This is a genomic window from Streptomyces roseirectus (assembly GCF_014489635.1).
Classification (GTDB): Bacteria; Actinomycetota; Actinomycetes; order Streptomycetales; family Streptomycetaceae; genus Streptomyces; species Streptomyces roseirectus.
On sequence record NZ_CP060828.1, the window covers coordinates 9,792,031 to 9,818,284 of the forward strand.

At 73.7% G+C, this 26,254-nt stretch carries 25 protein-coding genes; 12 read left to right on the top strand and 13 right to left on the bottom strand.

Annotated elements, in window-relative coordinates; all coding sequences use genetic code 11:
• Positions 1-62: 62 nt before the first annotated feature.
• Positions 63-1,682 (top strand): polyprenyl diphosphate synthase, encoded by a 1,620-nt coding sequence (gene uppS, locus IAG44_RS42200; RefSeq protein WP_187752291.1) that lies wholly within the window; start codon positions 63-65, stop codon positions 1,680-1,682.
• On the opposite strand, the gene IAG44_RS42205 is transcribed toward uppS, so the two are convergent.
• From IAG44_RS42205 to IAG44_RS42220, 4 genes are all read right to left on the bottom strand, one after another.
• The gene (locus tag IAG44_RS42205; RefSeq protein ID WP_187752292.1) at positions 1,615-2,259 is read right to left on the bottom strand and encodes a hypothetical protein; all 645 of its coding nucleotides are present in this window, start codon (positions 2,257-2,259) and stop codon (positions 1,615-1,617) included. The two genes, uppS and IAG44_RS42205, sit on opposite strands and share 68 nt — an antisense overlap.
• Positions 2,260-2,385: 126 nt before the next feature.
• Positions 2,386-3,513 (bottom strand): hypothetical protein, encoded by a 1,128-nt coding sequence (locus IAG44_RS42210; protein WP_187752293.1) that lies wholly within the window; start codon positions 3,511-3,513, stop codon positions 2,386-2,388.
• The gene (locus tag IAG44_RS42215) at positions 3,500-5,431 is read right to left on the bottom strand and encodes a WD40 repeat domain-containing protein (protein ID WP_187752294.1); all 1,932 of its coding nucleotides are present in this window, start codon (positions 5,429-5,431) and stop codon (positions 3,500-3,502) included. Before IAG44_RS42215 ends, IAG44_RS42210 begins: the two co-directional genes overlap by 14 nt.
• Positions 5,432-5,505: 74 nt before the next feature.
• Positions 5,506-6,261: an MBL fold metallo-hydrolase gene (locus IAG44_RS42220; protein ID WP_187752295.1), complete on the bottom strand. Its 756-nt coding sequence runs from the start codon at positions 6,259-6,261 to the stop codon at positions 5,506-5,508.
• Positions 6,262-6,359: 98 nt separating this feature from the next.
• Here IAG44_RS42220 and IAG44_RS42225 point away from each other — a divergent pair, with 98 nt between their 5' ends.
• From IAG44_RS42225 to IAG44_RS42240, 4 genes are all read left to right on the top strand, one after another.
• A complete protein-coding gene (locus tag IAG44_RS42225; protein WP_187752296.1) occupies positions 6,360-6,953 on the top strand; it encodes an ABATE domain-containing protein in 594 nt (197 codons plus the stop codon).
• A 49-nt stretch (positions 6,954-7,002) separates the two neighbouring features.
• On the top strand, positions 7,003-7,572 hold the full coding sequence (locus tag IAG44_RS42230; RefSeq protein WP_187752297.1) for a DinB family protein: 570 nt from the start codon (positions 7,003-7,005) through the stop codon (positions 7,570-7,572).
• Positions 7,573-7,740: 168 nt separating this feature from the next.
• A complete protein-coding gene (locus tag IAG44_RS42235; RefSeq protein ID WP_187752298.1) occupies positions 7,741-9,900 on the top strand; it encodes an MMPL family transporter in 2,160 nt (719 codons plus the stop codon).
• A gap of 40 nt (positions 9,901-9,940) precedes the next feature.
• A complete protein-coding gene (locus IAG44_RS42240; protein WP_187752299.1) occupies positions 9,941-10,243 on the top strand; it encodes a DUF6479 family protein in 303 nt (100 codons plus the stop codon).
• 21 nt (positions 10,244-10,264) lie between these two features.
• Here IAG44_RS42240 and IAG44_RS42245 read toward each other — a convergent pair whose 3' ends face one another.
• The 5 genes from IAG44_RS42245 to IAG44_RS42265 form a co-directional block, all read right to left on the bottom strand.
• The gene (locus IAG44_RS42245; protein WP_187753124.1) at positions 10,265-11,227 is read right to left on the bottom strand and encodes a glycoside hydrolase family 43 protein; all 963 of its coding nucleotides are present in this window, start codon (positions 11,225-11,227) and stop codon (positions 10,265-10,267) included.
• 48 nt (positions 11,228-11,275) lie between these two features.
• Entirely contained in the window at positions 11,276-12,151 is an 876-nt protein-coding gene (locus IAG44_RS42250; RefSeq protein ID WP_343075763.1) for a TIGR03619 family F420-dependent LLM class oxidoreductase, read from the bottom strand.
• Positions 12,152-12,328: 177 nt separating this feature from the next.
• Positions 12,329-12,727 carry a GNAT family N-acetyltransferase gene (locus IAG44_RS42255; RefSeq protein WP_187752301.1) on the bottom strand — a complete coding sequence of 133 codons (399 nt, stop codon included), beginning with the start codon at positions 12,725-12,727 and terminating at the stop codon, positions 12,329-12,331.
• 90 nt (positions 12,728-12,817) lie between these two features.
• The gene (locus IAG44_RS42260) at positions 12,818-14,014 is read right to left on the bottom strand and encodes a serine hydrolase domain-containing protein (RefSeq protein WP_187752302.1); all 1,197 of its coding nucleotides are present in this window, start codon (positions 14,012-14,014) and stop codon (positions 12,818-12,820) included.
• Between the two features lie 114 nt (positions 14,015-14,128).
• Positions 14,129-15,238, bottom strand: coding sequence for a glycoside hydrolase family 12 protein (locus IAG44_RS42265; RefSeq protein WP_187752303.1), 1,110 nt, complete (start codon positions 15,236-15,238; stop codon positions 14,129-14,131).
• Between the two features lie 267 nt (positions 15,239-15,505).
• Between IAG44_RS42265 and IAG44_RS42270 the strand changes: the two genes are divergently transcribed.
• The 5 genes from IAG44_RS42270 to IAG44_RS42290 all read left to right on the top strand — a co-directional run bounded on the left by IAG44_RS42270 (position 15,506) and on the right by IAG44_RS42290 (position 21,684).
• The gene (locus tag IAG44_RS42270; protein WP_187752304.1) at positions 15,506-15,673 is read left to right on the top strand and encodes a hypothetical protein; all 168 of its coding nucleotides are present in this window, start codon (positions 15,506-15,508) and stop codon (positions 15,671-15,673) included.
• 102 nt (positions 15,674-15,775) lie between these two features.
• Positions 15,776-18,178 carry a DUF4135 domain-containing protein gene (locus tag IAG44_RS42275; protein ID WP_187753125.1) on the top strand — a complete coding sequence of 801 codons (2,403 nt, stop codon included), beginning with the start codon at positions 15,776-15,778 and terminating at the stop codon, positions 18,176-18,178.
• Positions 18,175-19,374 (top strand): hypothetical protein, encoded by a 1,200-nt coding sequence (locus tag IAG44_RS42280; protein ID WP_187752305.1) that lies wholly within the window; start codon positions 18,175-18,177, stop codon positions 19,372-19,374. The genes IAG44_RS42275 and IAG44_RS42280 overlap by 4 nt, the downstream gene beginning before the upstream one ends.
• The gene (locus IAG44_RS42285) at positions 19,371-20,408 is read left to right on the top strand and encodes a JmjC domain-containing protein (RefSeq protein ID WP_187752306.1); all 1,038 of its coding nucleotides are present in this window, start codon (positions 19,371-19,373) and stop codon (positions 20,406-20,408) included. The genes IAG44_RS42280 and IAG44_RS42285 overlap by 4 nt, the downstream gene beginning before the upstream one ends.
• Positions 20,380-21,684 (top strand): lanthionine synthetase C family protein, encoded by a 1,305-nt coding sequence (locus IAG44_RS42290; protein ID WP_187752307.1) that lies wholly within the window; start codon positions 20,380-20,382, stop codon positions 21,682-21,684. The genes IAG44_RS42285 and IAG44_RS42290 overlap by 29 nt, the downstream gene beginning before the upstream one ends.
• Before the next feature lie 10 nt (positions 21,685-21,694).
• Here IAG44_RS42290 and IAG44_RS42295 read toward each other — a convergent pair whose 3' ends face one another.
• The 3 genes from IAG44_RS42295 to IAG44_RS42305 form a co-directional block, all read right to left on the bottom strand.
• Positions 21,695-22,579: an SCO2400 family protein gene (locus tag IAG44_RS42295; protein ID WP_187752308.1), complete on the bottom strand. Its 885-nt coding sequence runs from the start codon at positions 22,577-22,579 to the stop codon at positions 21,695-21,697.
• A gap of 196 nt (positions 22,580-22,775) precedes the next feature.
• On the bottom strand, positions 22,776-23,168 hold the full coding sequence (locus IAG44_RS42300; protein ID WP_246563180.1) for a DUF2795 domain-containing protein: 393 nt from the start codon (positions 23,166-23,168) through the stop codon (positions 22,776-22,778).
• Positions 23,165-24,262, bottom strand: coding sequence for a baeRF2 domain-containing protein (locus IAG44_RS42305; protein WP_187752309.1), 1,098 nt, complete (start codon positions 24,260-24,262; stop codon positions 23,165-23,167). The genes IAG44_RS42300 and IAG44_RS42305 overlap by 4 nt, the downstream gene beginning before the upstream one ends.
• Before the next feature lie 325 nt (positions 24,263-24,587).
• Here IAG44_RS42305 and IAG44_RS42310 point away from each other — a divergent pair, with 325 nt between their 5' ends.
• Together IAG44_RS42310 and IAG44_RS42315 are read left to right on the top strand one after the other, a co-directional pair.
• A complete protein-coding gene (locus IAG44_RS42310; protein ID WP_187752310.1) occupies positions 24,588-24,998 on the top strand; it encodes a DUF2267 domain-containing protein in 411 nt (136 codons plus the stop codon).
• A 58-nt stretch (positions 24,999-25,056) separates the two neighbouring features.
• The gene (locus IAG44_RS42315) at positions 25,057-25,452 is read left to right on the top strand and encodes an SseB family protein (RefSeq protein ID WP_187752311.1); all 396 of its coding nucleotides are present in this window, start codon (positions 25,057-25,059) and stop codon (positions 25,450-25,452) included.
• Between the two features lie 6 nt (positions 25,453-25,458).
• Here IAG44_RS42315 and IAG44_RS42320 read toward each other — a convergent pair whose 3' ends face one another.
• On the bottom strand, positions 25,459-26,238 hold the full coding sequence (locus IAG44_RS42320; RefSeq protein ID WP_187752312.1) for a GAF domain-containing protein: 780 nt from the start codon (positions 26,236-26,238) through the stop codon (positions 25,459-25,461).
• Positions 26,239-26,254: the final 16 nt, after the last annotated feature.

Here is a 26,254-nt window from a genome sequence, read left to right on the forward strand (position 1 = left end):
AGGCCGGAGCGACCGAAGAGCCCGCAGATCGTTAGGGATGCCGGAGAAAGACGAGGTGAGCGATGACCGGCAACACACCCGAACTGCGGGAGTCCTACGAGGCGTGCGAGACCGAAGTACGCGAACGGCTGCCCGCGCTGTGGACGGCGACCGGCCTTCTGCCCGCCGAGGTGCGGCCGTTCATGTACGCCATCCACGGCTGGGCCGTCCGCACGGACCGCATCGCCGACGAAGGCCCCAGCGAGGGCCGCGCGCAACGCCTCGCCCGCTGGCGCGACGACACCCTCACCGAACTGCGCACCGGAGAAGGGCGGCACCCCCTGCGCCGGGCCCTGGTCGACACCGTGCACCGGCGAGACCTCGACCCCGCCCTGATCGAGGCCCACCTGGCGGCCGTCACCGAGGACAGCGCCGCGCCCCCGGCGTTCGACACGGTCGCCGACCAGCGCCGCTTCCTGCGCGGCATCACCGGCATCGTCGGCGAACTGTGGGCACCCCTCCTCGAACCACGCGGCCCCGAGAGCGCCCGCCAGGTCGCCGCCCTCTTCGACGCCTGCAAGATGGCCGACCTCTTCGAGGACCTGCCCGACGACCTCAAGGCCGGCCGCTGCTACTGGCCCCAGGACGACCTGCGCGACCTCGGCCTCACCCCCGGTGACCTCCTCGGCGACGGCCCCCGCGCACCGCTGGACGCCTTCGTCGACCGCCAACTCGCCCACTGGCGCACCCTGCTGGCCGAAGCGACCCCCGCGACCTGGGCCGTGGGCGAGCCCTACCGCCTCTTCCTGCACTCCCTGCTCCTCGGCACCCAGCTCCACTACGACGAGGTCACCCTCCTGCGCTCCCGCGTCCTCACCGAAGGCGTCCCACACCCCACCACCGACGGCAGACTGACCCGCCGCGAACCCTGGCCGGGACCGCGCCCCGGACACGTCGCCGTCATCATGGACGGCAACCGGCGCTGGGCCGACGCCCACGGCGTCCCCGCCCGCCACGGCCACCACGCCGGAGCACGCGCCACCATGCGCCTGATCAACTCCGCGCTGCGGCTCGGCATCCGCCACCTCAGCGTCTACGCCTTCTCCACCGAGAACTGGAACCGCGCCCAGGAGGAGACCACCGCGATCTTCGACACCCTCGCCGACTGGATCACCCAGGGCACCCGCCGCCTCCACGAACTCGGCGTCCAGGTCCGCTGGTGCGGGCGCCGCGACCGCGTCGACACCTCCCTCGCCTCCGCCCTCGCGCTCGTCGAGAGCATGACCCACGCCAACGACACCCTCACCCTCACCCTCTGCGTGGACTACGGCGGCCGGGACGAACTCGCCGCCGCCGCACGCGCGCTGGCCGCCGAAGCCGTCGCCGGGACCCTGCGCGCCGACGACATCGGCCCCGCCGACCTCGCCCGTCACCTGTACGTGCCCGAACTGCCCGACGTGGACCTGCTGATCCGCACCTCCGGGGAGCAGCGGATCAGCAACTTCCTGCCCTGGCAGCTCGGTTACGCGGAACTCGTCTTCGACCCGACGCCCTGGCCGGACTACGACCTCACCCGGCTCAGGGACGCCGTCACCGCCTACACCACCCGCGAACGCCGCTTCGGCGCGGGGGCGTTCACCGCTTCGCCGGAGGCGTGTACACCCCCTCCGCGGTCACCTGAGCCAGCACCGAGTCCACGGTGATCTCGTCGGTGCCGAGCGTGGTCGCGAGCGCCGCGACCAGTTCCGGCGTCGGACGCAGCGGCACGTCCGTCACCTTCACCTTCATCGGCTTGCCCAGCGGCACGCTCTCCACCTGGAGCACCCCCGCGTCCAGGCCCGGCCGCACCGCGGCCTTGTGCCCGACGTCCAGACCGTTGACGACGCACGTGCCCCAGGCCACCCCGTCCCGGAGGAAGCCCTGCAACTCGGTCACCCGGACCGTGGCCTCCGGCACGCGGATCTCGACGCCGCCCGCGAGGCGCCCGTTGCCGTGCGCCTGCCCAGGGTTCACCAGCGACGGGTCGCCCTCGCCGGACGCGACCGGGAACCGGACCGACTTCCCGTCCTCGCCCAGCGTCGCCGGCTCCACGGCCGACACCGTCGCCCCGAACCGCCCCAGCAGCAGCTCACCGAGCGGCGTCCACCGCACCACCGCCGACGCCTCCGAGACCGTGCCCAGCGACCCGTCGTCCGCGACCGCGTCCGGCGCGCCCGTGAACTGCGCCAGCAGCGGGGCCGCCATGACCGCGCCGAGGACCGAACGCCGTGAAGTGTCCATCCGTACCCACCTGTTCCTCACCGGACCGCACCGTGCGGCCCGGGAAGGATCATCGGGGCCCTGCGCCGCCTGGCGGCCGCGAACTGCCCGAACGAGGGAACCGGACCACCCGAACGTGGGACGGCGTCACCTCCCGCCCGCCCTCTGCAACGCCCACACGTAGAACCACTTGTCCTGGCGCAGCGGACGGGAGCTGTTCTCGGTGGCGGCGTGGACCAGACCCCACAGCCCGCCCCCGGCACCCAGCGCGGCGATGGCCGCCTGCAGCGCCGGACCGTACACGGCCACCAGGACCGCCCCCACCGAGCCGACCGCCGCCCCTGTCACGGACACCGCTCGCTTCCTGCGCAGGGTCTCCATCTCCGTGCGGGCCGACCAGATCTGGTCCTTGATCTCCAGCCCCAGCTTGGTGAGTTCACGGTCGGACTGGGTGTCGTCGAGCGCCGCGTCCAGATCGAGGAAGCGCTGCCGCAGGAAGTCCCGGAACCGGGCGTACGCGTCGAACTCGTGGACCGTGATCTCGCTGAAGTCGCGCAGGCTGCACCCGTCGAGGAACGGCAGGTCGATCCGCAGGACCGGCCGCACGAACTGGCTCTTGAGCGGTTCGGCCCCCGAGGCGTCCACCGCCCGCCCGTCCCGCACCAGGTAGTCGATGACCTGGTCGTGGCGCTCGCTGTCGCGCAGGCTCCACCAGCGGACGCCGTTGCGGGTGAGCGAGTCCGCGGGCGGGCCGTCGGCGCCGTCGTAGTCGACCGTCGTGAACCTCGGCAGATACCAGGCGAGGCCCGCCCTCAGCAGCGGCTCCGCGTCCAGCACCCACTTCCCGAGCGCGTCCAGGTCCGGGCAGTGGATCCCGTACCAGAGGTGGTAGGACAGGTTGTGGACCGGGACGCGGGCACTGCGCGACAAGGAGGACGCCCCGTGCCGCCCGATCTCGTGGAACCGGTGGGACGACTCGTGGGAGAGCAGCAGCGTGTCCGAGACGAGCGCCACCCGCTTCGTGACGGACTCCAGATCGGCGCCGCCGCCGACCGACAGCCCGACGTAGAACCGGGAGCGCGACAGGCGCTTGCCGTCCACCAGTCCGGGCCTGCGGACCGTCAGGGGGTTCTCCGCGCGCCACAGCGCGGAGGCGTACCGCCGTGCGACGGTCTGCGGGTCGGCCCGGTGCGCGTCGGGGAGCGTCCCGAAGAACTCCTGCATACGCCGGGCGACGACCTTGTTCTGCACGGGCCGCCCCTTACGGGAGAACATCACCCTGCTCCTCACTGCCGGCCGGCAGCGGCTCGTCCCGCCACCGCGCCAGCGCGCTCACGAGATCCACCCAGGCCCGCTCCTCGGGACCGAGCCGCGCCCTGAGCCCCTGCAACTCCCGGAGTTCGAAAGGTTCGAGGCAGGCGAGCGCACGGTGGCCGATGGCGCGCACGCGCTCGTCCCACAGCCGCCAGGCCGTCACGACGCCCCGCGTGTCGGCGGTGACGACGGTGCCGCCGTCCAGGGACGCCGACAGATGGTCGACGGACGCCCCGTCGCCGGCGGGCAGGACGCCTTCCTCGTGCGCGTCCGGCAGCCGCCACAGGTGGACGCCGTGCCCGGCGCCGGCGAAACCGGCGAGGAGGTCCCCGCGCGCGAGCACGGACAGCCGCTTCCCTTCGGCGCCGGGCCCGGTCAGGAGTTGCTGGGTGCCGCCCGCGGAGCGCCACAGCACGATCCCGTCCAGGCCGCGGGTGGCCAGCAGCGTGCCGTCGGGCGTGGCACAGACGTCCCACAGCGCGAAACCGAGCGTCTTGGGCCTCGGCCGGGACAGCTCCCACACCTTGACCGGGCCACCGCCGGGCCCCACGGCGACGAGCCCCCCGCGCTCGGGCAGGAACACCTTCCCCACCATGCCGTCGAAGTAGAGCCGGCGCAGGAGCCGGGCGTCCCGCAGCCGCCGCATCAGGACGGTTCCGTCGCTGTGCCCGGACACCAGCACACCGCGGTCCGCGGCCAGGCACGACACCGCGCTGCCGCCGGTGAGGCTGCCCGCCGACGCGCCGGACGGCAGGAGCCACAGGTGTACCGCCCCTGTGTGGTCCCCCAGGGCGAGGTACCGCCCGTCCGGGGTGATCAGCATGGCGTTGACCGAGCCGACCGGCCCTGTGAGGACGGCGAGGGACTTCCCTGAGGCGAGGTCCCACAGCCGCGCGACCTCCGCGTCCGGCGAGTCCCACGCGCGGTGCTCGGTGACCAGCACCTTGCTGTCGGGCGTCACCGCGAAGCGCCACGCCGAAGCCCGCTCCGACGGGATCGTCCACCCCTTCCCGCCCGGGGACAGGGCCCGCACATGGATGCCGTCGTCCGCGTCGCCGACGACGACGTGTGATCCGTCCGGGGCCGTCACCACCCGCCGGATCCCGCCCTCGGCCCGCAGCAGCCGGGTCGGCTCGGCGGGCACCCAGGCGTCGCGCAGGGCGGATCCGGAGGCCCGCGTCAGGTCCCGCAGCTCGGTGAACGCCTGCCGCTCGGTGGGGTCGCCGGGCGTCCACCCCGCGTCGTCCAGCCGGCGCAGCAACTGTGCGGCGCGGGCCGGCGGGGCCGCGAACACCAGCCGCCACAGCAGGTCCCGGCGGCCGGTGGTGTCGAGGATGCCGGCGAGCGCTGCCCACTCCGGGTCTATCAGCTCCGCGAACCGCTCGTCGGTGCGCCCCCGCAGGAGCCCGTTCACCCACTCCACGGACGTCACGGCGAGGGCGCGGTCGGCGACGCGCGCACGCACGGTGGTGTCGGCGTGCTCCTGCACCGCGCGCAGCGCGTCCCCCGTGGGGTCGAGGGCATGGGCGCGCTCCACGTCACCGGTCAGGAAGCACACCACGGCGCGGTAGGCGGGACGGGAGTGCTCGTACCCCTGCTCCTCGATCACCTCGGCCAGCCGGGGTTCGCCGGTCGCCAGGAACGCGTCGCACACGGCGTCCACCAGACGCCGGTCGTCGAGCGCCGTGAGCGCCGAGTAGGCCAGGTCCGCCGCCCGGCTGTCCTCGGTGAACACGGCGGGGGAGAAGGCGATCACCGCGAGCGCCCGCACCGCGGCGGGCGTCCGGGCGCGCACGAGCCGCCGCACGGCACGCCGTCTCCTCAACCGGCCGCGCGAGCGGGCGCGTTCGGCCAGCCGGTCCACCTCGTCGTCGTACATGCCCCTCCCCTCCGGGCCGCCACGGGGAGGTTCCGTTGTAACGGCTCACGCGGCCGGGATCCAGCCCCGGGCGGTCAGCCGACGTCGAGCCGGTCCCGCAGCCCCGCGCCCGTGAACGCCGCCTCCAACTCCCCGCGCCCCTCGGTGAAGTGGGCCCAGCTGTCGCAGTGCACCGGGACGACGCGCCGCGCGCCCAGCAGCCGCGTCGCCTCCACGGCCCCCGCGCTGTCGAGGACGAGGAGCGCGCCGTCGAACAGCCGGGAGACCCGCGGCGCGCCGGCGAACAGGATCGCCGTGTCGACGGGCCCGAACCGCCCGGCGATCTCCCGCACCGCGTCCAGCGAGGCGTTGTCGCCGCTCACGTACACCGTGGGCAGCCCCTCGCCGGTCAGGACGAACCCGACGACCTGGCCCGAGAACGGCTCGACGTCCGCGCGCTCGCCGGGGCCGTGGACCGCGGGGACGCCGGTCACGGTGACCGTGCCGCCGCCGGGGCGCTCCAGCGTCACCGGCTCCCAGTCCGCGAGCCCCCGCGCGTTCCCGCCGAGCCGCTTCCCGCCGCCGGGCGTGGTGAGGGTCAGCGGGACACCGGCGAGGAACGCCCGCCCGGAGACGTCCAGGTTGTCGGGGTGCTCGTCGTGGGAGAGCAGGACGACGTCGACGGGGCCGAGGTCGTCCGGCGTCGCGGCGGCGGGCGCCGTCTTGGTCAGGCTGCCGCCCGGCACCGGGTAGGAGCCGGGCGCGTCGAACGTCGGGTCGGTCAGGAAGCGCAGGCCGCCGTACTCGAAGAGGGCGGTGGGGCCGCCGAGGGTGCGGACGGGGAAGGACATGACAGATCTCCTCACGGATGTTCGCGGTTCAACCGTGAGAACCATAGGCGTGTCTCACGGATGGAGGCAAGCTGTTCCGTGAGGATCGCGGACGTAGCATGGACGCCGTGGAAGAGAACGTGACGCCGCCCGCACCGGGGGAGGACCGCTACCGCGCCCTCGCCCTCGCCAACAGCGCGATGGCCCTGCCCGGCGGGCACTACGTCGACCTGCTCGGCACCCCGGCCGCCGCGAGCCACTGGCTGACCGCACACGGCCTCGCCCCCGCCGACGCCGCCCTCGGCGAGATGTGCTCGGCCCAGCTGCGCGCCCTGCGCGAACAGATCAGGGCCCTGTTCGCCTCCCGCGTCGCCGCCCTGCCCGCCCTGCCCGCCGCCCTCGCCGCCGTCAACGACGCGATGACCCGCGTCCCCACCGCCCCCCTCCTGAAGTGGGACGAGACGACCGGCCCCTACCGCACCACCCCCCACCCCACCACCGCCCTCGTCGACCACGCCCTCGCGGCCCTCGCCGCCGACGCCGCCGACCTCCTCACCTCACCCGACGCCGAACGCCTCACCGCCTGCGCCTCCACCCCCTGCAACCGCTACCTCCTGCGCAACGGCCGCCGCCACTGGTGCTCCACCCGCTGCGGCGACCGCGCCCGCGCCGCCCGCGCCTACGCCCGCCGCACCAGACCCGCCGGAGACTGAACGAGGGCCGCCGAAATTCGCTCGCGCGTACGGCACGCCACCCCCGACCATGGGCCGCATGAGCGACACCCCCGCACGATGGACCGAGGCGACCGTCTACCCCGACATGTGGGTCGACCCGGCCGACGACCCCCGGCACAACGACGGCCCCAGCCCGGACGGCGAACTCCCCACCCTCCTCGACTTCCTGACCGGCTACCGCCACACCCTGCGCATGAAGTGCGACGGCCTCACCCCGCAGCAGCTCGCCCGCCGCTCGGTCCCGCCCTCCACGATGTCCCTGCTCGGCCTCCTGCGTCACCTCGCCGAGGCGGAACGCGACTGGCGCAACTGGATCACCGACGGCGAACCCCTGCCCAAGCTGTACGGCGAGCGCGACGCCGACTTCGACGGGGCCGTCGCCGACCAGGCCGTCGTCGACGCCGCCTACGCCGACCTGGAGCGCGAACAGGCCGCGCTCGACGCCGAACTGGCCGCGTACCCGGACCTCGGACAGCGGATCGGCAAGGAAGGCATCGCCGTGCGGGAGCTGATGGTCCACCGGATCGAGGAGTACGCCCGCCACTGCGGCCACGCCGACCTGCTGCGGGAGTGCGTCGACGGGCGCGTGGGCCAGTAGGCCCCGCCCGCCCCGGCGCCGATATCGGAAGCGCCGATCCGTTCCCGTCCCTAGGATGAAGGGCTGAGACAACCGTTCGGTCGGCTCGACGGGGAGCCGGCCGAGGTCGCCGATGCCGGGGACCGCTCCCCGGGCTGTGGTGATCTTCCTGCACAGGAGGGATCCCGCATGTTCCGACGTATGGGCGACGCCGTCGTCCGGCACCCTGTCTGGACGATCGTCGCGTGGCTGATCGCCGCGGTGGCGATCGCCGCCACCGCGCCGAGCCTGCCGTCCAGCAGCGACGAAAGCAGCTTTCTCCCCAAGAGCTACGAGTCGATCAAGGCCGCGGACCTCCAGGAGAAGGCGTTCCCCAGCGCCTTCACCCCGTCCGCGATCGCCCTGTTCCAGCGCACCGACGGCGGGAAGCTGACCGCCGCCGACAAGCAGGACGTCACCAGGATCACCAAGGACCTGGGCGCGAAGAAGATCGACCAGGTGCAGAAGGTCGTCGAGGGCCAGCCCTCCGGGGACGGCCGTTACACCATGACCCTGGTCCAGATGGACAGCGAGAAGGCCGGACAGCCCGAACAGGCCGACGCCGCGAAGGTCCTGCGCGACGACGTGAAGGCCCTCGCCCAGGGCACCGACCTGGAGGTCAGGCTCGGCGGCTCCGCCGCGCAGGCCCTCGACCAGCAGGACTCCTCCGAACGCGGCGAAGCCCTCATCGGCATCGGCACCTTCGTGATCATCCTGGTCACCCTGCTGATCATCTTCCGGGCCCCGATCCTCGCGATCCTGCCGCTGATCCTCATCGGCATCGTCGCCGCCATCGCCAACGCGCTCATCGCCTACGCGACCAAACTGTTCGACCTCCAGGCCAACAGCTCCATCTCCTCGATCCTCATCGTCGTCCTGTTCGGCGTGGGCACCGACTACTTCCTGTTCCTGATGTTCCGCTACCGCGAACGCCTGCGCGCCGGCGACGAACCCAAGGCGGCCATGGTCAACGCGGTCGCCCGGGTCGGCGAGGCCATCGCCTCGGCCGCCGGCGCCGTGATCATCGCGTTCCTCGCGCTGATCCTGTCCACGCTGGGCTTCCTCAAGCAGATGGGCCCGGCGCTGGCCATCGCGGTCACCGTCACCCTGATCGCCGGACTCACCCTGATCCCGGCCGTCGTCTCACTGATCGGCCCGCGCGTCTTCTGGCCCTCGAAGTCCTGGCGGCACGAACCCTCCGACGCCCGCTTCGCCGCCCTCGGCCGGGCCGTGCAGCGCAGGCCCGCGCTGACCGCGGCCGTCTCCGGCGCCGTCCTGCTCCTGCTGTCGCTCGGCACCCTCGGCTACAAGGCGACCTTCGACCTGGCGTCCGGCTCCATGCCGAAGACGAAGGAGTCGATGGTCGTCCAGGACGAGCTGGGCAAGGCGTACTCGGCGGGCGCCGCCGCCCCCACCGACGTCTACCTCTCCAGCACCACCGGCCGCCCGCTCGACACCTCGGCCTTCGCGTCGTACGCGCGGAAACTGGGGGCCGTCGACGGGGTCGCCAGCGCCAAGATGACACAGACGAACGCGGACGGCACCACCGCCGACTTCACCGTCACCCTCAAGTACGAGGCGTCCACCGAGCAGGCGATCAAGGCCGTCGGCACGGTCAGGTCCGTCGCCCACGACGAGGCGCCGGACGGCACCGAGGCCCTGGTCGGCGGGATGTCGTCGATCTACAAGGACATCCAGGCGGCCGTCAACCACGACTACCGGACGGTGTTCCCGGTGGCCGCCGCGCTGATCATGGTCATCCTCGGGCTCCTGCTGCGCAGCGTGGTCGCCCCCTGGTACCTGATCGCCTCGGTGGGCCTCGGCTTCGGCGCGACCCTCGGCGCCACGGTCTGGATCTTCCAGGACATGCAGGGCCACCCCGGGCTGATGTTCATGCTCCCGGTGATCATGTACCTGTTCGTCGTCGCCATCGGCACCGACTACAACATCCTCATGATCGCCCGGCTCCGCGAGGAGGCCCGCGAAGGCCGCGAACCCCGTGAGGCCGCCGGGATGGCCCTGCGCCACGCCGGGCCGACCGTCGCCGCCGCCGGGTTCATCCTCGCCGCGACCTTCGCGACGATGATGCTCGCGGGCAACTCCCTGCTCACCGAGATGGGCTTCGCGGTCTCCTTCGGCATCGCGATCGCCGCGTTCGTCATGGCGATGTTCTTCACCCCCAGCCTCACCGCCCTCATCGGACACGCGGCCTGGTGGCCGGGCCACGCCGACCGCGCCACCGCACCGCCGCCCGGCGCCGGACACACCGGCGGCACCCCGGTCCGCGATCCGGCGGGACGCAGGAAGTAGCCGCACGCATCGGGCCCCGGGCACTGGGTACCCGGGGCCGATGAACCAGTCACTCGATGCGACGACCGTGCTCGGCACGGCGGCCGTCGTCCTGTGCGGCCTGCTGCTGACGGCCGCCCTGGTGTGGGCCGTCCGCTTCGGCACCCGCGTCAGGCGACGCGAACAGGCCCCGGGCCGCCTCCCGCCCCAGGCACCGGCCCGGGAACCCGCCGACGACACCGGACACCGGCAGCGGCGCGAACCGAACGAGGTACCGCGCACCGAGGGGCGCCGGCCGAACCCGCACGAACTCGGCGACGCCCCGGACCGGCCGAGCGGCGACCAGGGCCGGCCCCGCTGGTGAGCGCGCTGGGGGCAGTGCGGGTCAGTCGCCGTCGAGGTCCGTGCGCTGGCGCAGGACGCGCAGCTCGTGCCCGTCGAGCGCCATCTCGTACAGCTTCCCGCGCGCGTTCTCGAACGGGCGGTGCAGGATCATCATCAGCTCGCCGCCGAACGCCCGGAACAGCATGCCGTGACCGCTGTCCCCGCGGACCAGGGGCTGCCGCTGGGTCCACGGCCCGGTGAGACGGCCGGACTCGGAGACCGCGTACGTCTGCACGTAGTCCCCGGTGAGGGAACCGTCCTCGCCGGGGACGTTCTTCTCGTACGTCGACCACAGCATCAGCAGCGCGCCGTCCGGGGCGCGCAGCAGCTGGGGGCCGTCGGTGACGTACGGCGGGAGACGGTGGGGGAGACCGGGCGGGATCTGCTCGTTCAGCCAGAAGGCGTCCGAACCCCGGAAGAGGTGGACCGGGTCGCCGACCGCGCCCGACAGGTCCCCGGTGAGCCGCACCGCCTCCATGGTGCCGTCGACGGTCTGGAGCCATTCGTGCGCGTACACCATCCACGGCTGCCCGTCCCGGTCGACGTACAGCGTGCCGTCCAGCGTCATCAGATGCGCGGGCGGCACCGGCCGGGACGGGTCGAGGAGGGTGAACGGGCCGAGCGGCGAGTCGGACACGGCGGTGACCGTGCCCCGCATGTACGTGCCCTCCCCGAGCCGCCGCTCCTCGTTGTGCAACGTCGTGAACAGGTAGTACCGTCCCGCCCGTTCGTGCACCTCGGGCGCCCACGCCCCCTCGGTCGCCCAGCCGCCCTCCTGCTCCGAGGCGAGGAACACGACGACCGGCGCCTCCCACTCCCTCAGATCGGCGCTGCGGTACACCATCGTCCCCGCGCCCTCGACCCCCGTCAGCGACGGCACGTTGGACGTGTAGAGGTAGTAGGTACGGGACGCGGCGTCGGCGACGACATACGGATCGTGCAGCGGCATGCCGGGCAGCCGCATCAAGTCGGTGGCAGTCACGGGCCGGAGGATACGTTCACCGACTCCCGCTCAGCGCGCCAGGTCCAGGATCCGGCCCGTCAGGTCGAGCGCCTGCTCCGTGCTCTGGTCGACCAGGTACAGCAGGTCCACGAAGGCGTGCTCGACGTCCGTGGCGTCCCGGGTGCGGAGGATGACGTCGGCGATCTCCTGCGGTGTCGCCCCCTGCGCCGGGTTGACGCGCAGGATGGCGCGGACGGCGGACGGGTCGCGGCCCTCGGTCTCCGCGAGGCGGCGGACCTGGTCGAGGGGCGCTGCGACGACCTCCGCCGGGTCGTATGCGCCGCCCGGCGTCACGACCGCGACCGGCAGGATGCCGTCCGCCCGGCGGGCCGCCCTGCGCCGCGAGGCGGGGGCGAACGCCGAGAGGTACACCGGCGGGCGGGGGCGCTGGGCGGGCTTCGGGCCGATGCGGGCCTCGGGGAAGGAGGTGTGCGGGCCGTCGTGCCGGGCGACCGGGTCGGAGGTCCACACCGACTCCAGCACGTCGAGGCATTCGTCGAGCCGCGCGCCCCGCTCCTTCCAGGGGACGCCGACGCCCTCGTACTCGTCCGGCGACCAGCCCGTCCCGAACCCCGCCACCAGGCGGCCCCGGCTCACCACGTCGATGCCGGTGAGGGAGCGGGCCAGCAGCAGGGGCGGGTACCAGGGGACGATCAGCGTGTTCGTGCCCAGCAGGGCCCGTTCGGTGACGGCGGCGGCCACGGAGAGGGCGACGAACGGGTCCAGCGCGGCGTTCATCTGCCAGGGGATGGTGTCGCCGCTGCCGCCGTAGCCGACGGCGGGTTGCACCGCGGCGAGGACGCGGTCGCCGACCCACAGGCTCGCGGCGCCCAGCTTCTCGGCCTCGCGCGCGTAGTGGGCCACCTGGTCCAACTGCTGCTCCATCGAACCGAATTGGGGGAGTGAGAAACCTAAACGCACGTGATCCTCCAGAGCGGGGTCGGCGGTTGAGGCCCACCCTACGCCGGTGCGGACGGGAAGTGGAGGACGTATCAAGTAATAAATGGGGGACGTATCAAGTAATGCCCGCCGGGCTGGCCGTGAGGTGCCTTGCCGACTCCGTCAGTCCAGTGCGAGGAGCCCCGCCGCCGTCTCCCGGAACCCGCACGCGTCCAGGTAGAACCGGCGCAGAGGTTCCTCGAAGTCGACGTGCAGCCAGGCGCACCCGGCGTCCCGCGCCCCCTCGGCGGCGCGGGCGACGAGGCCCGCCCCGACACCCCGCCCCTGCCGGCCGGGCGCCACGGCCGTGTCGAGCAGAAAGGCGTGACTCCCGCCGTCCCAGGCCACGTTGACGAACCCGACCAGCACGCCCGCCTCCCGTGCGCACACCCACCCGAGGCTGTGCCGCCTGAGCCTCCCCGCCCAGTCGGTGTCCCCGACGGGGTACCCGAAGGCGTCGGCGTGCAGCGAGTTGAGGGCGGCGTTGTCGACCTCGCCTCGCCAGGCGTATGTGATCGTCATGCCGGCGAGCCTAGCCGGGGACCAGGTGGCCCTGGAGGTCACCTGGTCCGCGACGCTCGCGGTGCCCTTCCCTGAAGGGTTCTTGGCGGGCTAGTTCTGTTCGGCCATGTCCACGTCGGCCGTGCGGAGCTTCACGGTGGCCGGCTTCTTGCCGCAGAACGCCGCCTCCAGCGTCCCGCCGAGCGCCGTGTTGGCCGACCCCTTGTTGGAGGTGTTGGCCATCGCGGACAGCGCCCGCTTCCCGTCACGGGTGGCGAACGTGTACGTGTAGAAGCCCTGGACCGTGCCGGTGTGGCCGAAGACCTGGGTCCCGCAGGACAGGTTGTAGCGGCGCAGGCCGAGCCCGTAGAAGCGGGTGTTGGTGGTGTCGGTCGGCGTGACCGTCGTCATCGCGTCGAGCAGTTCGGGCGAGAGCAGCTTGCCCCGCATCAGCGCGCTGGTGAACGTGTTGAGGTCGGCCGGCGAGGAGATGACCGCGCCCGCCGACTGCGCCCAGGACACCGTCTGCTCCGTCGAGTCGACCAGCGGCGCGCCCGCCTCGTCGGGGTGGAGGTAACCGCGCACGTGGAAGCCGGGGATCTTGGTGTCGGGGTGCACGTAGAAGGTGTCCTTCAGGTGCAGCGGCCCGAAGATCCGGCGCTGGTACTGCTCGGCGACCGGCGTCCCGGTCAGCTTCTCGATCAGCATGCCCACGACGACGAAGTTGGTGTTGGAGTAGCTGTACGCCGCGCCCGGCTGCGTCGTGCGGGGCTCGGCCAGCGACAGGTCGACCAGCTCCTGGTAGCCGAACACCCGGTTGCGGACGGCCTCGAAGCCCGGCACGGTGTGCTCGAACATCGCGTTGGTGTAGTCCGCGAGCCCGCTGCGGTGCGTCAGCAGGTGCCGCACGGTGATCCGGTCGTCCGGCAGCAGCCCCGGCAGGTACTGGTTCACCGGCGCGTCCAGCGTCAGCTTCCCCTCCTGGACGAGCTGGAGCAGGACCACGCTGGAGAACGTCTTGCTGACGCTGCCGACCCGGAACCGCGCCCGGACGTCCATGGCCGCGCCCGACTCCCGGTCCAGGACACCGGCGGTGCGCACCTGGGCGCCGTAGGGGCCGACGAAACGGGCCATCGCGCCGGGCGCGCCCTGGGTCATGGCGGCCTTGAGGGCGTTCTCGACACCGTCCATGTCGGCGGCCGGCACGGTCGGCGCCGGGGCGGCGTACGCGGTGGTGGCGGGCAGGACGGCGGCGGCGAGCGCGGCGATCAGGGTGGCGCCTGTGACCAGGCGTCGAGTGTGCGACAACGTGAGTTCCTTGTCTCATCGGTGGGGAAGACACCCCACAAGAGGCACAAGATCCACGCATCGGTTCCCTCGACACACAGCTTTCTCACAGCGTCACCCTGACGCCCCCTCAACTCAGCCCGTCGCGCACGCGGTCCCGTTCAGGCTGAACCCCGAGGGTGCCGCGAAGGAGCCGCTGTAGGTCCCCTGGAACCCGAACGACTGGCTGCCGCCGGGCGCGATGCTCGCGTTGTGTGTGACCGGTGTCGCCGTCACGGACCCCGAGGACGGCGACACGGACGCGTTCCAGGCGCTGGTGATCCGCTGCCCCGACGGCAGCGCGAACGCCAGCCGCCAGTCGCTCACCGGCGCCGAACCGGTGTTGGCGACGGTCACGTTCGCGGTGAACCCGCCCTGCCACACGTTCGTCGCGTACGACACCCGGCAGGCCGTGCCGCCCCCGGGCGTACTGGGGCCCGTGTTCACGGTCGACGAGAAGGAGTTGACGGCGAGCCCGGTGCCGTTCTGCCACGGCTCGAACCCGGCCTGGACGCTCGTCAGGTACCAGCTGTCCTGCGCGAGACCGCGCGCGATCGCCTGCCGCACGAAGTCCATGACGTCGAAGCTCCAGCTGTCGATGGCCGACGGCGCGACGAACGACAGCACGTCGTTGGTCCCGTTGCCGCCCTGCCACACCTGCCAGCTCCGCCCGCCGACCGTCGCGGTGGCGACCGGCGAGCCGATCGGCTGGATGGATCCGACCCGGTTGAACCAGATCATGATCTCGGTCCGGTTCACCCCGTCCGTGCGGGGCGTCGGGTCCAGCCAGATATCGTACGACGCGTTGTAGACCGCGTCCGAGACGTACCCGTACGCGATGCTGCTCGGCGCGCTGGAGATCCCGGACACCCGCGCGGGCAGGCTGGTCCCGGGCGAACAGTTCGTGTAGTGGCAGCCGTTGAAGACGGACGGGTACGACTTCGGCGCCCCGTTCGTCGGCACGGAACCGTCGGCCCGGGTCACCCGGAACCCGGTGTCGGTGGCGGTGACGCACTGCGTCTGGGACGTGCCCCACCGGTTGTTCTGGACGACGTAGCGCCCCTGGATCGTGGTGCTCGCGTACTGGTCGCACAGCACGGTGTCGGCCTGGGCCGGGGAGACACCGGTGAACAGCGCCGCGACGGTGGCGAACACCGTCAGCAGCGCGCCGAACAGGGAGTGGGGGAGGTGCGGTGACGATCGCATGCGGAGCCCCTTTCGAAGGTGTGGGAGCGCTCCCATAGCGGGGTGTGCACGGGACTATAGGGGCCCCCGGGGGTCCCGACAACACTTCTGTCACCACGTCGAACGAACTTCGACACCGGCCCCGCGCGGCCCCCGTGGCGGCGCGGAGAAATGCGGGCGGCCATTAACCGGGACCCCGCGACGGAAAAGCACCACCCTTGACACGGCTATTTCCCCCCGGTTGTACTGAATGACGGATCCATTACCCAGAGCGACAGGAGGCTGTTCATGCAAGCTGTCGAAGAAAAGAGCCGGATCGGGTCGGAAGAGCGGGCGGACGACGTATTCGACCTGGTGATCGGCGATCTGGAGCAGGATATTCCGCCGCTCGCCTCACCGATGAACTCGGGCAGCGGCACCGCGTGCGGCACGTGTTCGAGGATCTACTGCTGTTGACGCGCGCCGGGTGGTGCCGCCCCGCGCGGTGCCACCCGGCAGGCCCGAGCCGGGAGGACAGCTTTGCCGGATGCGCGAGCGAACACCGCGCCGCTGTGGACGATGGACACCCCGCCCGACGGCGCCGGGCACGAGCCGGAACTGCCGCCCGCGGCACGGTGCGTGATCGCCGCCGTCCGGGACGGCACGGCCGGGGCGATGTTCCCGCCCGTCATCACCGACGGCCCCGACGGCACCGTCACCACCGACCGCCACCTCGCAGGCGAGCGGGACGCGCGCATGCTCGCGCAGGCCCTGACCGACCCCCGCTTCACCCCGTTCCTCGCCCTCCTGGACCGGCTGGACACCTGGTGCGCCGACGCCGCACGGCGTTATTCGGACGTCATTTCCGAGGGCGTTCTGAAAATCACCGACGGCGATATCTTCGGCCCCGTCGCCTGTGAGGCATTCGTCGCCTGCGCCACCGGCGGACCGCACTACACCCGGGAACGGGTCGCGGAGTGGGCGGCGCGCTGCGAGGCGTTTCTCACGCTGTTCCTGGATCGATTGCAGCGGGACGTCAAATCGAACTGGCCGAGGAATCCGGCATTCCGCGGGCCCGTCGTCGGCCTGTGGACCCACGGCGAGGAGACCCACAACGGACGCCAGCGCGTCCTGCGCCTCGACTGCGCCGGCGGCGGCCGGATCGCCTACAAACCCCGCCCCGCCGACGGCGAACTCCTCTTCACCGCACAGCCCGAGACCGGCCCGCCCACCTCCGTGTTCGGCCTCCTGAACCAGGCACCGCCGGCCTCCGGCGAGATCCGCCTGCCCACCCTCGCCTGCTGGCCCGGCAGCGCGCCCGGCTACCTCTGGCAGGAGTGGATCGAACCCCCCGCCCAGTGGGCCCCGATCCGCGCCGACGGCCCCTGGCGGCTCACCGGCACCCGCCTCACCCCGGCCGAGGCCGCCCGCTTCTGGCACCGCGCCGGCTCCCTCACCGCCGCCGCCTTCGCCTTCGGCATCACCGACCTGATCGGCGGCAACGTCGTCACCGGCACCCGTCCCGGCGACCCCGAACCCCTCCTGCACCCCATCGACCTGGAGATCTACCTCTGCCAGGTCAACCGCCTCCACGACACCGGCCTCCTGTACGACCCCGGCGCCGACACCCCCCAGCACCACGTCGGCCTGGAGACCACCGCCCGCTGGTGCAGCGCCGAAGGCCCCCCGGTCTGCTGGCGCGCCGAACCCGGCGGCGCCCTCGCCCTGCACCGCCGCCACGCCGCGCACGCCAGGACCGAGACCAGGACCGTCGTCGCCGACACCGAGGGCCGCGCCGGCTACGGCCCCTACCTCCCCGCGATGCTGCGCGGCATGTTCGACGCCTGGACCCTGATGTGCCGCCGGCGCCCCGAGATCCGTGACTTCCTCACGGCCCACGCCCCCGGCCGTCACGTCCGCGTCCTGCGCCGGCCCACGTTCCAGTACTACGACGCCCTCGTGCCCCGCTGGCTCTCCGGCGGCGGCGCCGCCCCCCACCCCGCCACCCCCGACGTCCGCTTCGACCGCGCCGAACTCGCCCAGTTGCGCCGCATGGACGTCCCCTACTTCGTCCGCTCCCTCGGCGGCGGCCCCGTCCTCGCCGTCGCCCCGCCCCCGCAGCCCTTCACCACGATCCCCGTCGCCGCCCGCCCCGCGCCCGAGGCAGGCTGGCCCCCGCTCCCCGGCCTCCTCGACGGCGCGAACCTCACCCTCGCCGGCCTCGGCGTGGCCCTGCGCGACGCCGCCGAGCACGTCTTCGACGACGTCCCCGACCTCGACGTCACCGACGAGGCGCACGGCGTACGCCTGCGCCTGCACAGCCCCGGTGAGGGACACGTCAGCTTCGACTGGCCGCAGACCGGACGACGTGTCACCTACCTGTGGAACCGGCACACCATCCGCCTGCGCATCGACACCGCCGACGCCCCCGAGGTCCCGCCCGACCCCGCGCCCGCCGGCGAGATCCGTAGCAGGCTCCTGCGCCTCGACCGGCTCGACGGCGCCCTGCGCGTCCCGTGGGCGGACGGCGGCATGACCGACACCGCCCTCGAGGACCGCCTGCGCACCCTCACCGACGCCGGCCTCGACTGGCTCGCGAGCGTCGTCGCCGCGCACGGCTGGCCCGGCCGGGCCCTCGTCGGCGCCGCCGCGTCCGGCGCCGCGAGCCGCCTCGTCCAGCACGCCGAGGGCCACCGGGACCTGCGCCACCACTGCCTCGACCTGATGCGGCAGGCCGCCGAGAAAGGCGACGTCCCCCTGCGTGACGTCGCCTACCTCACCGACGCCCTGCGCATCGACGACGGCCGGCCCCAGGTCTACGGCACCAAGTTCGAACCCGTCGCGGGCCGGCTCGAACCGTGCCCCGTCGAGGACCCCGACCACGTCGACCACCGCCGCGCCGCGATGGGCCTCGACACCCTGGCCGACCACACGGCCCGCATCCGGCAGCGGTTCCCCCACCCGGGCAGGAAGACACCATGACCGTCGACTGGAAAGAGTTCGCCCAGGACCACTGGGACCGAGGCCCGGCCGTCCTGACCGCCCCGCCCCCGGCCGGCCTGGACCGGCTGCACGACCTGACCGTCCGCTCCAGCGCCCCCTTCCGCGCCGGCACCCGCTTCTGGGTGATGCCCGACGTCCGTCTCGTCGCCGGCGACGGCTGGCTGCGCGCGCCCGGCGCCCTCCTGCCGGACGCCGCCGACCCGACGCTCGCCGCCTACCTCGACCGCCTCGCCGCCGACGCCCCCGGACCAGGCCACCTGCTGACCGTCCGCCAGCCCCTGCTGCTCGACTTCACGCTCTGGGCCGCCGTCCGCGCCGCGATCGCGGGGCTGTGGCGGGAGGTCGGCTGGCCCAACCTGCCGCTGACCGCCGAGATCCTGGCCGGGGACCGCTTCACGCAGCACGCCGGGGCCGCCGAGCCGCCCACCCACGCGGCGCTCACCTGGATCCTGCGCGGGCGGATGGACGTCCGCCTGTGGGACGAACGGCAAGGGGCCCCGCCCGCCGAGATCGCCGACCCGGAAAGGGAGTCGGCCGGGGTGGAGGCCCTGAGCGGGGGAGCGGGGGACCTCCTGTACTGGCCCGGGGACCGGCGGCACGTCGACACCTACCGGGACCGCTGCGTGGCCCTGCGGCTGCGGATCCCCGTCGACCGGCGGCTGCCGTTCACCGCCCTGCGCGACCTCCTCGCCGAACAGGTGCACGCAGCGCGCGGCGGCGACGAGACCGTCCCCTACTTCCCCCTCGGCGCACCGGACGCCGCCCTGGACCACCTCACCGCCCTCGGCGACGACCTGCGCGACCTCGTCGGCGGCGAACGCCTGCGCCGGACCCTGCGCGTGCGCTGGGCCGCCCTGCGCTCGGCGGCCGGCCTCGAACCCATCCCGGCGCCCCGCGACGCCGTCCCCCTCACCGGGGCGACCCGCGTCCGCCGCACCGCCGAGATCGTCCGCATGCCCGACGGCCCCCGGCACGAGGTGTGGGCCGTCAACGGCAACGTCTTCACCCTCCCGGCCGCCGCCGCGGACCGCGTGTACGACGCCCTCCCCGACGGCGAGGAACGGGAGGTGGCCGAGGTGTGCCGGGAACTCGGCGACGACAAGAACGTGACCGCGCTGCTGGAGCGGCTGTACCGGCTGCGCGGCGTCGACCTGAGCGAAGGGCCCGCGCGATGACCCTGGCGATCGAGAAGACCTTCGACTGGGACACCTTCACCGACCGGTACTGGGACCGCGCCCCCGTCCTCTACAAGGCCGTCGACGACGGGCCGTTCACCGAGGCCGAGGTGTTTTGCGCCGCTGTCCACGGCAGCCGCCCGCCGCACCCCCTCGCCGTCCCGGCCAACGTCCAGTTCCTCGTGGACCGGGGCCAGCAGACCCGGCTGCGCGACTACGCGCCCGACCTCGCCGACGGCTCCTTCGACGGCTACGAACAGCGCCTCGCCGCACGCCTGGACGGCCGCCGGTACGCGCTCGTCGTCCACCACCTCCACACCTTCTCCCACCCCGTGGCCACCCGCGCCCAGCGGTTCTACGCCGGCCTGTGGGAACGCGTCGGGCGCCCCACCCACACCGCGGGCTCGACCGTGTTCCACGGCTCCTACGAACACAGCCCCGTCGGCGTCCACCAGGACCGGTTCGCGACGTTCATGTACTGCGTACGCGGCACCAAACGCATGCGCTTCTGGGCCGAACGCCCCTGGAGCGACCCGGTCCACACCGTCCTCGACTACCAGCCCTACCTGGACTCGTCCTTCGTCGCCGACGCCGAACCCGGCGACCTCCTGTACTGGCCCGCCCGCTACCACCACGTCGGCGAGAGCACCGGCGACACCCCCGCGACCAGCGTCAACGTGGGCGTACCGCGCCGCGAGCACCGCCCCTACTTCGAGATCAAGGACCTCTTCCGCGACACCCGCCCGGCCGCGACCGCGCCCCTGTTCACCCCCGACGCCGGTCCGGACGGCCGCCTCGACGCCCGACTGCCCGCCGCCCTCGACGACGCCGTGGACGCCTTCGCCGCCCTCCTCGACGAGGACCGCTTCACCGACCGCGCCACCGCGCTCGCGCTGAGCGTCACCACGGCGGCCGGCTTCTGGCCCGCCGGACCGCCCGCCGCAGACCTGCCCGCGCCCGAACGCGCCGAAGGGCGGCGCCTGTCGCAGGAACTGGAGAGCTCCCGTGCCGTCACCCGCGCCGACCCCCACTGACCGCGCCCCCGCCCACCGCGAGGCCGCCGCCCGTGTCGTCGACGAGATCGCCGCCCGCCTGCGCGACCCGGCCCGCGTCGCCGCGACCGCCGCCGCCCCCGACAACGTCATGCGCTACCCCGGCGACCCCCAGCCCGTCTGGAACCCCCTCAGCCTCTCCGACGGCCACCCCGGAGTCGCCCTGCTCTTCGCGGAACTCGCCGACGCCGGGCCGGCCCATGCCCACCTCTCCGCCGCCCTCGCCGCCGGCCTGCGCCTGCACCCCCAGTCCCTGTTCACCGGCATGACCGCCCTCGCCTACGCCGGACACACCGCCGCCCAGGCATACGGCGGCTACGCCGCGATGCTCACCGGCCTCGACCGCCACATCACCGACCAGGCCCACCGCCGCGCCCGCGCCGACCGCGACCGCGTCCGCGCCGGACAGCCCGTGGACGCCTGGGCCGCGTACGACGTCCTCACCGGCACCACCGGCATCGGCCGCTACCTCCTGGCCCGGCACGAGAGCGCCCCCGAGACGGAACCCGCGCTGCGGGCCGTCCTGGAATCCCTGGTGGCCACGGCGACGGCGGACGACGTGACCCGCGACGGCGTCCGCGTCCCCGCCTGGTGGATCACCGACGGCCTCGACCACGGCCTCGCCGAACACGTCAACCTCGGCTGCGCCCACGGCGTCAGCGGCCCCCTCGCGCTCCTCGCGCTCGCCTGGAGCGCGGGGGTGCGCGTGGACCGGCACGACGAGGCCATCGAACGGATCATGGCCCTGCTGACCCGCTGGCGCACCATCGACGCCTTCGGCCCGCGCTGGCCCCACCTCGTCACCCGCGCCGACCTTCAGGGCGGTGAACTCCCCGAACGCGGCCGGGACTCCTGGTGCTACGGCACGGCGGGCACGGCCCGCGCCGTCCACCTCGCGGGCACCGCCCTGGACCGCGCGGAGTGGCGCGCCGACGCCGAGACCGCCCTGCGCGGCGCCCTGGACGCGGCCGACGACGCGCTGATCACCGACTCCGCGCTGTGCCACGGCTGGGCGGGACTGCTCCACATCACCCTGCGGACGGTCCCCGCCCTCGCCGACAGCCTGGCGGCCAAGGTGATCGACGGCTTCACCCCCGAGGCGCCCTTCGGCTACCGCTACCACCACGCCCTCGCCGCCCGCCCCCTCGACCGGCCCGGCCTGATGGAGGGCGCCTCGGGCATCGCCCTAGCCCTGCACGCCTACGCGACGGGGACGGCTCCGGCGACGCCGTGGGACGGTGCCCTGCTGCTGGCCTGAGCCGACGGGGTCACTTGATGCAGACCAGGCCCAGGAGGCAGAGACCGGCGGGGTCGGTGGCGTCGGAGGCGGAGCCCGAACCCGCGCTGCCGCCGGTGCCGGTGCCGGTGCCGGGCGTCGACGGGGCGGGCGAGGGGGTCGGCTGGGTCGCCGTGCCACCGGTGCCGCCGGGGGAGGGCTTGGGAGCGTCCTGCGAACCGGGCGCGGGGGCCGGTGCGGGCGACGCCGGGGAGGCGGGGGCGGGCGCGGGCCGCTGGGCGACGGGCCCGGCCGCCGGGGCGGGCCGGTTCTGGGCCTGAGCCGGTGCGGCCTGCGGCTGCGCGGCGGACTGCCCGCGAGAGGCGCCGGAGACGTCCGGGGTGTGCGGGGTGCCTGCCCTGGGCGCGGAGCGGGAGGCGCCCGAGGAACGGTCCTGCGGGGCGCCGGGCACGGACCGGTGCGTGTCGGACGCGGCCGAACCCGGACCAGACCCCGGCGTCGGCTCGGTGACCTCCTCCTCGGCTATCCCCATCGTCTCCCGGTCCGGCGCGGACGCGGCCTGCGTGCGGTCCGGGGTCTGACGGTTCATCGAGGCGACCGTCAGCCCGCCGCCGACCAGCGCGACGGCGGTGGCGACCAGGGCCCGGCGCTGGGTCTTCTTCCACCGCTCCCGCTGACGGCGGCGCGCGGCCCGGCCCGTGGCGGCGGCCTCGTACGCGCCATCGGAAACGTCGTCGGCGGAGGCGTCGTCGAGGTGCGGGGCGGGCTCGTCATGGACCACCGGTGCCGCGGTGGCCGCCGCGATCGGTGCGGGCGCTCCGCCGGGGAGCGGGGCGATGTCCGGGGCGTAGGCGCCGCAGCCGGGGCACACGAGGGCACCGTTGAGATGACGACGGCACGTGGAGCAGTAGTCCATCGTGGCCTTCCTGACTCGACTGTGCCATCGGCTGGTCATGCCGTGGCCTGGATCCGTTCGCCCGCGCGGTCGAACGGCCAGAACGCTAGCGATCCTTTGGACAGGCCGTGTGCAGCCTGTGTGAGGCCCTTGCGCAGATGCCGTCGGCATGGGCCACACACATGAGGCGCACTCCGGCCCTTCCCGGACAGAACAGCTAGCGCAGTGCCGCGACGATGTCGTGGGCGCTGTGGTAGACGCCGCCCTCAGGGAGATCCCGCGCCGCCTCCAGCAGGGGAGCCGGGGCGTTGCGGCGGCGCAGGGCGCGCAGCAGGGAGGTGCGGTCGGCCGGGAAGACCGTGCGGTCCAAGTGGCGGGCCAGCTCCTGGTGCAGCTCGCGTTCGGCGGCCTCCCGCCCGGCCCGCTCCCGCTCCGGTCCTGGCGGTGGCACCGGGCCGGAGCCCGTCGTCCGGATGTCGTCGTCGGCCTCCGGCTCGGGGTCCACGGCCTCCTCGGAATGCGTGTGCTGACCGGACCTCAGATAGCCCTTCAGCTCGTGTTTCATCTCGTCGTCCTTGCGACGGCTCAGCGGGTTGCTGCCTCGTTTCACCGCTCCTCCTCGTACGTCCAGCGCAGCAGGGCGCCCAGCCCGCCGGTGGGCAGGCTCTCGTGCGCCACGACCAGGACGTCGGCGTCCGTCGCGGCGGCCGAGCGCAGCAGCGCGTCGTCGGCGCGCGCACAGGCGGGGTCGCTCTCGCCGAGCGCCCGCGCGTCGGTGCGGCGCACCGCGAGCTGGTCGGGGTGGGCGCCCACCCAGGTCTCGCGGGCCAGGGCGGGCCCGTCGGGGCGGACCAGCAGCGTGTCGATCCGGTGCTCGCGGGCCGCCTCCACCAGCGCCGGGACACCCTCGGTCGGCGTCGCCCGGAACCGGTCGAGGGCTTCCTCGGCGCGGGCCCGCTCGAACTGCCGGCGCACCGTGCGGACGTCCTCCTCCAGCGCGGCCGACTCGGAGCCCGCCGCGCGCCCTCCGTGCCGCGTCTGCGCGGTCACCGCCCGCACCGGGCCCGGCAGCCGCTCCCGCACGGCGACCCGCTCGCGGGGATCGCCCGCCAGCAGCACGACGTCGGCGCCGCACTCCTCGTACGCCGAGGCCAGCGCGGCGGCGATCTCGGCGGCGTTGTGCTCCCAGGTGTTCTCGACCTTGAACTGGAAGTGCCGCTCGTTCCACTGGGCGGTGCCCGTGCGGTGCATCGGGTACTGCCGCCCCTCGACCCGGCCGGCGTCCGACGGCCGTGCCGCGCCCCGCAGTTCGAAGTCGGCGCCCGCCTTGTCGACGTACGCGACCAGGCAGCGCGGGTCCTCGTCGGCGAGGTCCAGCAGGGGTGTGAGCCGGGGGAGCGGGGCCCAGCAGGCGAACGGGCTTCGCGGCGGGCGGACCAGCGAGCGGGTCAGGGCGACCTCGCCGCCGCTGGCGAAGACCGCGCGCCCGGCGGGCTCCTCGCCGGGGACGACGCCCGCGAGCTGCGCGCGCACCGCCTCGACGGTCGCCGGGTCGGCGCCCTCGCGCTCCAGCGTCCGGCACGTCTCCCGCAGGTTCAGCTCACGCCGTTTCGCGCCCGACTCGTCGTGCTGCGCGGTGTCGGCGTACACGGTGGCCCAGGGGCCGGGGCGGTCCAGGAGCGGTTGCAGGAACGACAGGCGCATACGTCCTCCCCAAGTGATGCTGCGCGGGCGCGGGTTCGGGCGTCGGTTCGGGTTCCGGCTCCGGGACCGGCGGGTGCGGGCGGGGGAGCGGAACGGGCTCCGGCGGCAGCGGGTCCGGGCGGGTCGGATCGGGCTGTCCCGGCGGTCGGGGAATGATCATGGTCCTTGCTCCAGAGGTGCATGCGTACCCGTCCGGGGTTTCCCGCGGCACGCCGCCCAAACCGGATCCGCCGCCACCGGATCGGACCGGGCGTGCGGGCATGGGCGGCGGCGGACCGGGCACCCGGGGACGACGCGCGAACCGCCCGAACACCCGAGGAACGCCATGGACCACGACACCTTCATGGGCCAGGTACAGGCCCGCGCCCGCCTCGACAGCCGGGGCGCCGCCGAGGCCGCCACCCGCGCCACGCTGGAAACCCTCGCCGAACGCGTCCCCGCCCCGCTGGCCGCCAAGCTCGCGGCGCAACTGCCGCGCGAGATCGGCGAACACCTGCGCCGGGTCGCCACCGCCCCCGACCAGCCGGCCGGCGGCCTGCGCATGAGCCGCCGGGACTTCCTCGACCGCCTCGCCCAGCGCGCCGGGGCCGACGTCGCCAAGGCGGCGTACGAGGCCCGGGGCGTCGTCGAGGTCGTCGGCGAGGCCACCGAGGGCGCCGTGCTGGAGCGGATCCGCCAGGCGATGGACGACGACCTCGCCGAGCTGCTGTTCGCGGGCAGCACGGGGCCCGCCTGAACCGCCCGCCGACACTCACCGGCCCCCGCAGATCCCCCACAGATACGGAGTGCCAGCCATGACCGACCAGTTCCCCAACGGTGCCGACTCCGCCGTCCGCCTCGCCCTGCGCGCGCTGATCACCGGCGACGCCGACCAGGCCGAGCTGCGGACCCTCGCGGCCGGCGAGATCCTGATCCCCGTCGGCGACGTGCCCGAGGAGCAGCCGCCCGTGACGGTCAGCGTCCCCGTGTACGAACAGCCCGACGGCACCGAACTCGTCCCGGTGTTCACCTCGCAGGACCGCCTGCGCCAGGCGTTCCCGCAGGTCACCCGCCACCGCCAGATCCTCCTCGGCGCCCTCGCGCACGAGTGGCCCGCCGAGGGCCCGATGCTGGTCATCGACGCGGGCACGGTGGACGAGGTGACGCTGACGGCGCACGGGGTGCGCGAACTGCTCGACCAGACACCCTGAACGGGCTCAGCCGTCCGGCTCGCTCCTCTCGGCTTCCCGCACTTCCCTCTCGGCTTCCCGCCCCACCACCGACACGACCGACACGTCCAGGGTCCGGTTGACCAGCGCCTGGGCCGTGTCGGTGAGCCGTACCCGGTGGCGGGCGGCATAGGCGCCGAGCAGCCGGGCCGCCGCCGGGATGCTCGTGCGCGCGTACTCGGCGACCATCCCCTTCGCGATCTCCAGCGTCGCCTTCGAGGCGATGACGCTCTGGACGCGGGTGACGATGTCGCCGGCGGGCGCCGGTTCGGCCGTCCAGTGCATGAGGGCCAGCGCCGAGAGGTCGGCGAGGGACTGCGCGAGGTGCGCGTCGTCGTCGCCGACCCGCTCGGCGTCCTCGCGCAGGAGCGTGAGGACGCCGAGGGAGTGGTCGTGCAGCCGCATCGGCAGCGACAGCAGGGCGCGGTACCCGGCGTCGGCCATGGCCTCGGCGTGCTGCGGCCAGCGCGCCGACGCGGCCCCGTCGTCGGGGAGGGCGACCGGTTCGCCGGTGCGGTAGCAGTCGACGCAGGGGCCGCAGCCGGTCTGGAGGTACAGCAGCTCGGTGAAGGCGGCGGCGTCGTCGGTCGCCGCCATCGTCCTGAGCACACCGCGCGCGTCGGCGATCATCACCGACGCCGCGTCGATGCCCAGCAGGTCACGGCAGGTGTGGACGAGGTGGTGGAAGAGGTGCAGCGGATCGAACTCGGTGGCGTAGGTGTCCGAGAGCGTCACGAACGCCTCCGCCAGCTGTCGCTCGCGGTTCATGGTGCCTCCCGGCGGT

Coding starts and splice junctions, on each gene's coding strand:
- uppS (WP_187752291.1), top strand. CDS start 63: ATGACCGGCAACACACCCGAACTGCGGGAGTCCTACGAGGCGTGCGAG.
- IAG44_RS42205 (WP_187752292.1), bottom strand. CDS start 2,259: ATGGACACTTCACGGCGTTCGGTCCTCGGCGCGGTCATGGCGGCCCCG.
- IAG44_RS42210 (WP_187752293.1), bottom strand. CDS start 3,513: ATGTTCTCCCGTAAGGGGCGGCCCGTGCAGAACAAGGTCGTCGCCCGG.
- IAG44_RS42215 (WP_187752294.1), bottom strand. CDS start 5,431: ATGTACGACGACGAGGTGGACCGGCTGGCCGAACGCGCCCGCTCGCGC.
- IAG44_RS42220 (WP_187752295.1), bottom strand. CDS start 6,261: ATGTCCTTCCCCGTCCGCACCCTCGGCGGCCCCACCGCCCTCTTCGAG.
- IAG44_RS42225 (WP_187752296.1), top strand. CDS start 6,360: ATGGACGCCGTGGAAGAGAACGTGACGCCGCCCGCACCGGGGGAGGAC.
- IAG44_RS42230 (WP_187752297.1), top strand. CDS start 7,003: ATGGGCCGCATGAGCGACACCCCCGCACGATGGACCGAGGCGACCGTC.
- IAG44_RS42235 (WP_187752298.1), top strand. CDS start 7,741: ATGTTCCGACGTATGGGCGACGCCGTCGTCCGGCACCCTGTCTGGACG.
- IAG44_RS42240 (WP_187752299.1), top strand. CDS start 9,941: ATGAACCAGTCACTCGATGCGACGACCGTGCTCGGCACGGCGGCCGTC.
- IAG44_RS42245 (WP_187753124.1), bottom strand. CDS start 11,227: ATGCGGCTGCCCGGCATGCCGCTGCACGATCCGTATGTCGTCGCCGAC.
- IAG44_RS42250 (WP_343075763.1), bottom strand. CDS start 12,151: ATGGAGCAGCAGTTGGACCAGGTGGCCCACTACGCGCGCGAGGCCGAG.
- IAG44_RS42255 (WP_187752301.1), bottom strand. CDS start 12,727: ATGACGATCACATACGCCTGGCGAGGCGAGGTCGACAACGCCGCCCTC.
- IAG44_RS42265 (WP_187752303.1), bottom strand. CDS start 15,238: ATGCGATCGTCACCGCACCTCCCCCACTCCCTGTTCGGCGCGCTGCTG.
- IAG44_RS42270 (WP_187752304.1), top strand. CDS start 15,506: ATGCAAGCTGTCGAAGAAAAGAGCCGGATCGGGTCGGAAGAGCGGGCG.
- IAG44_RS42275 (WP_187753125.1), top strand. CDS start 15,776: ATGGACACCCCGCCCGACGGCGCCGGGCACGAGCCGGAACTGCCGCCC.
- IAG44_RS42280 (WP_187752305.1), top strand. CDS start 18,175: ATGACCGTCGACTGGAAAGAGTTCGCCCAGGACCACTGGGACCGAGGC.
- IAG44_RS42285 (WP_187752306.1), top strand. CDS start 19,371: ATGACCCTGGCGATCGAGAAGACCTTCGACTGGGACACCTTCACCGAC.
- IAG44_RS42295 (WP_187752308.1), bottom strand. CDS start 22,579: ATGGACTACTGCTCCACGTGCCGTCGTCATCTCAACGGTGCCCTCGTG.
- IAG44_RS42305 (WP_187752309.1), bottom strand. CDS start 24,262: ATGCGCCTGTCGTTCCTGCAACCGCTCCTGGACCGCCCCGGCCCCTGG.
- IAG44_RS42310 (WP_187752310.1), top strand. CDS start 24,588: ATGGACCACGACACCTTCATGGGCCAGGTACAGGCCCGCGCCCGCCTC.
- IAG44_RS42315 (WP_187752311.1), top strand. CDS start 25,057: ATGACCGACCAGTTCCCCAACGGTGCCGACTCCGCCGTCCGCCTCGCC.
- IAG44_RS42320 (WP_187752312.1), bottom strand. CDS start 26,238: ATGAACCGCGAGCGACAGCTGGCGGAGGCGTTCGTGACGCTCTCGGAC.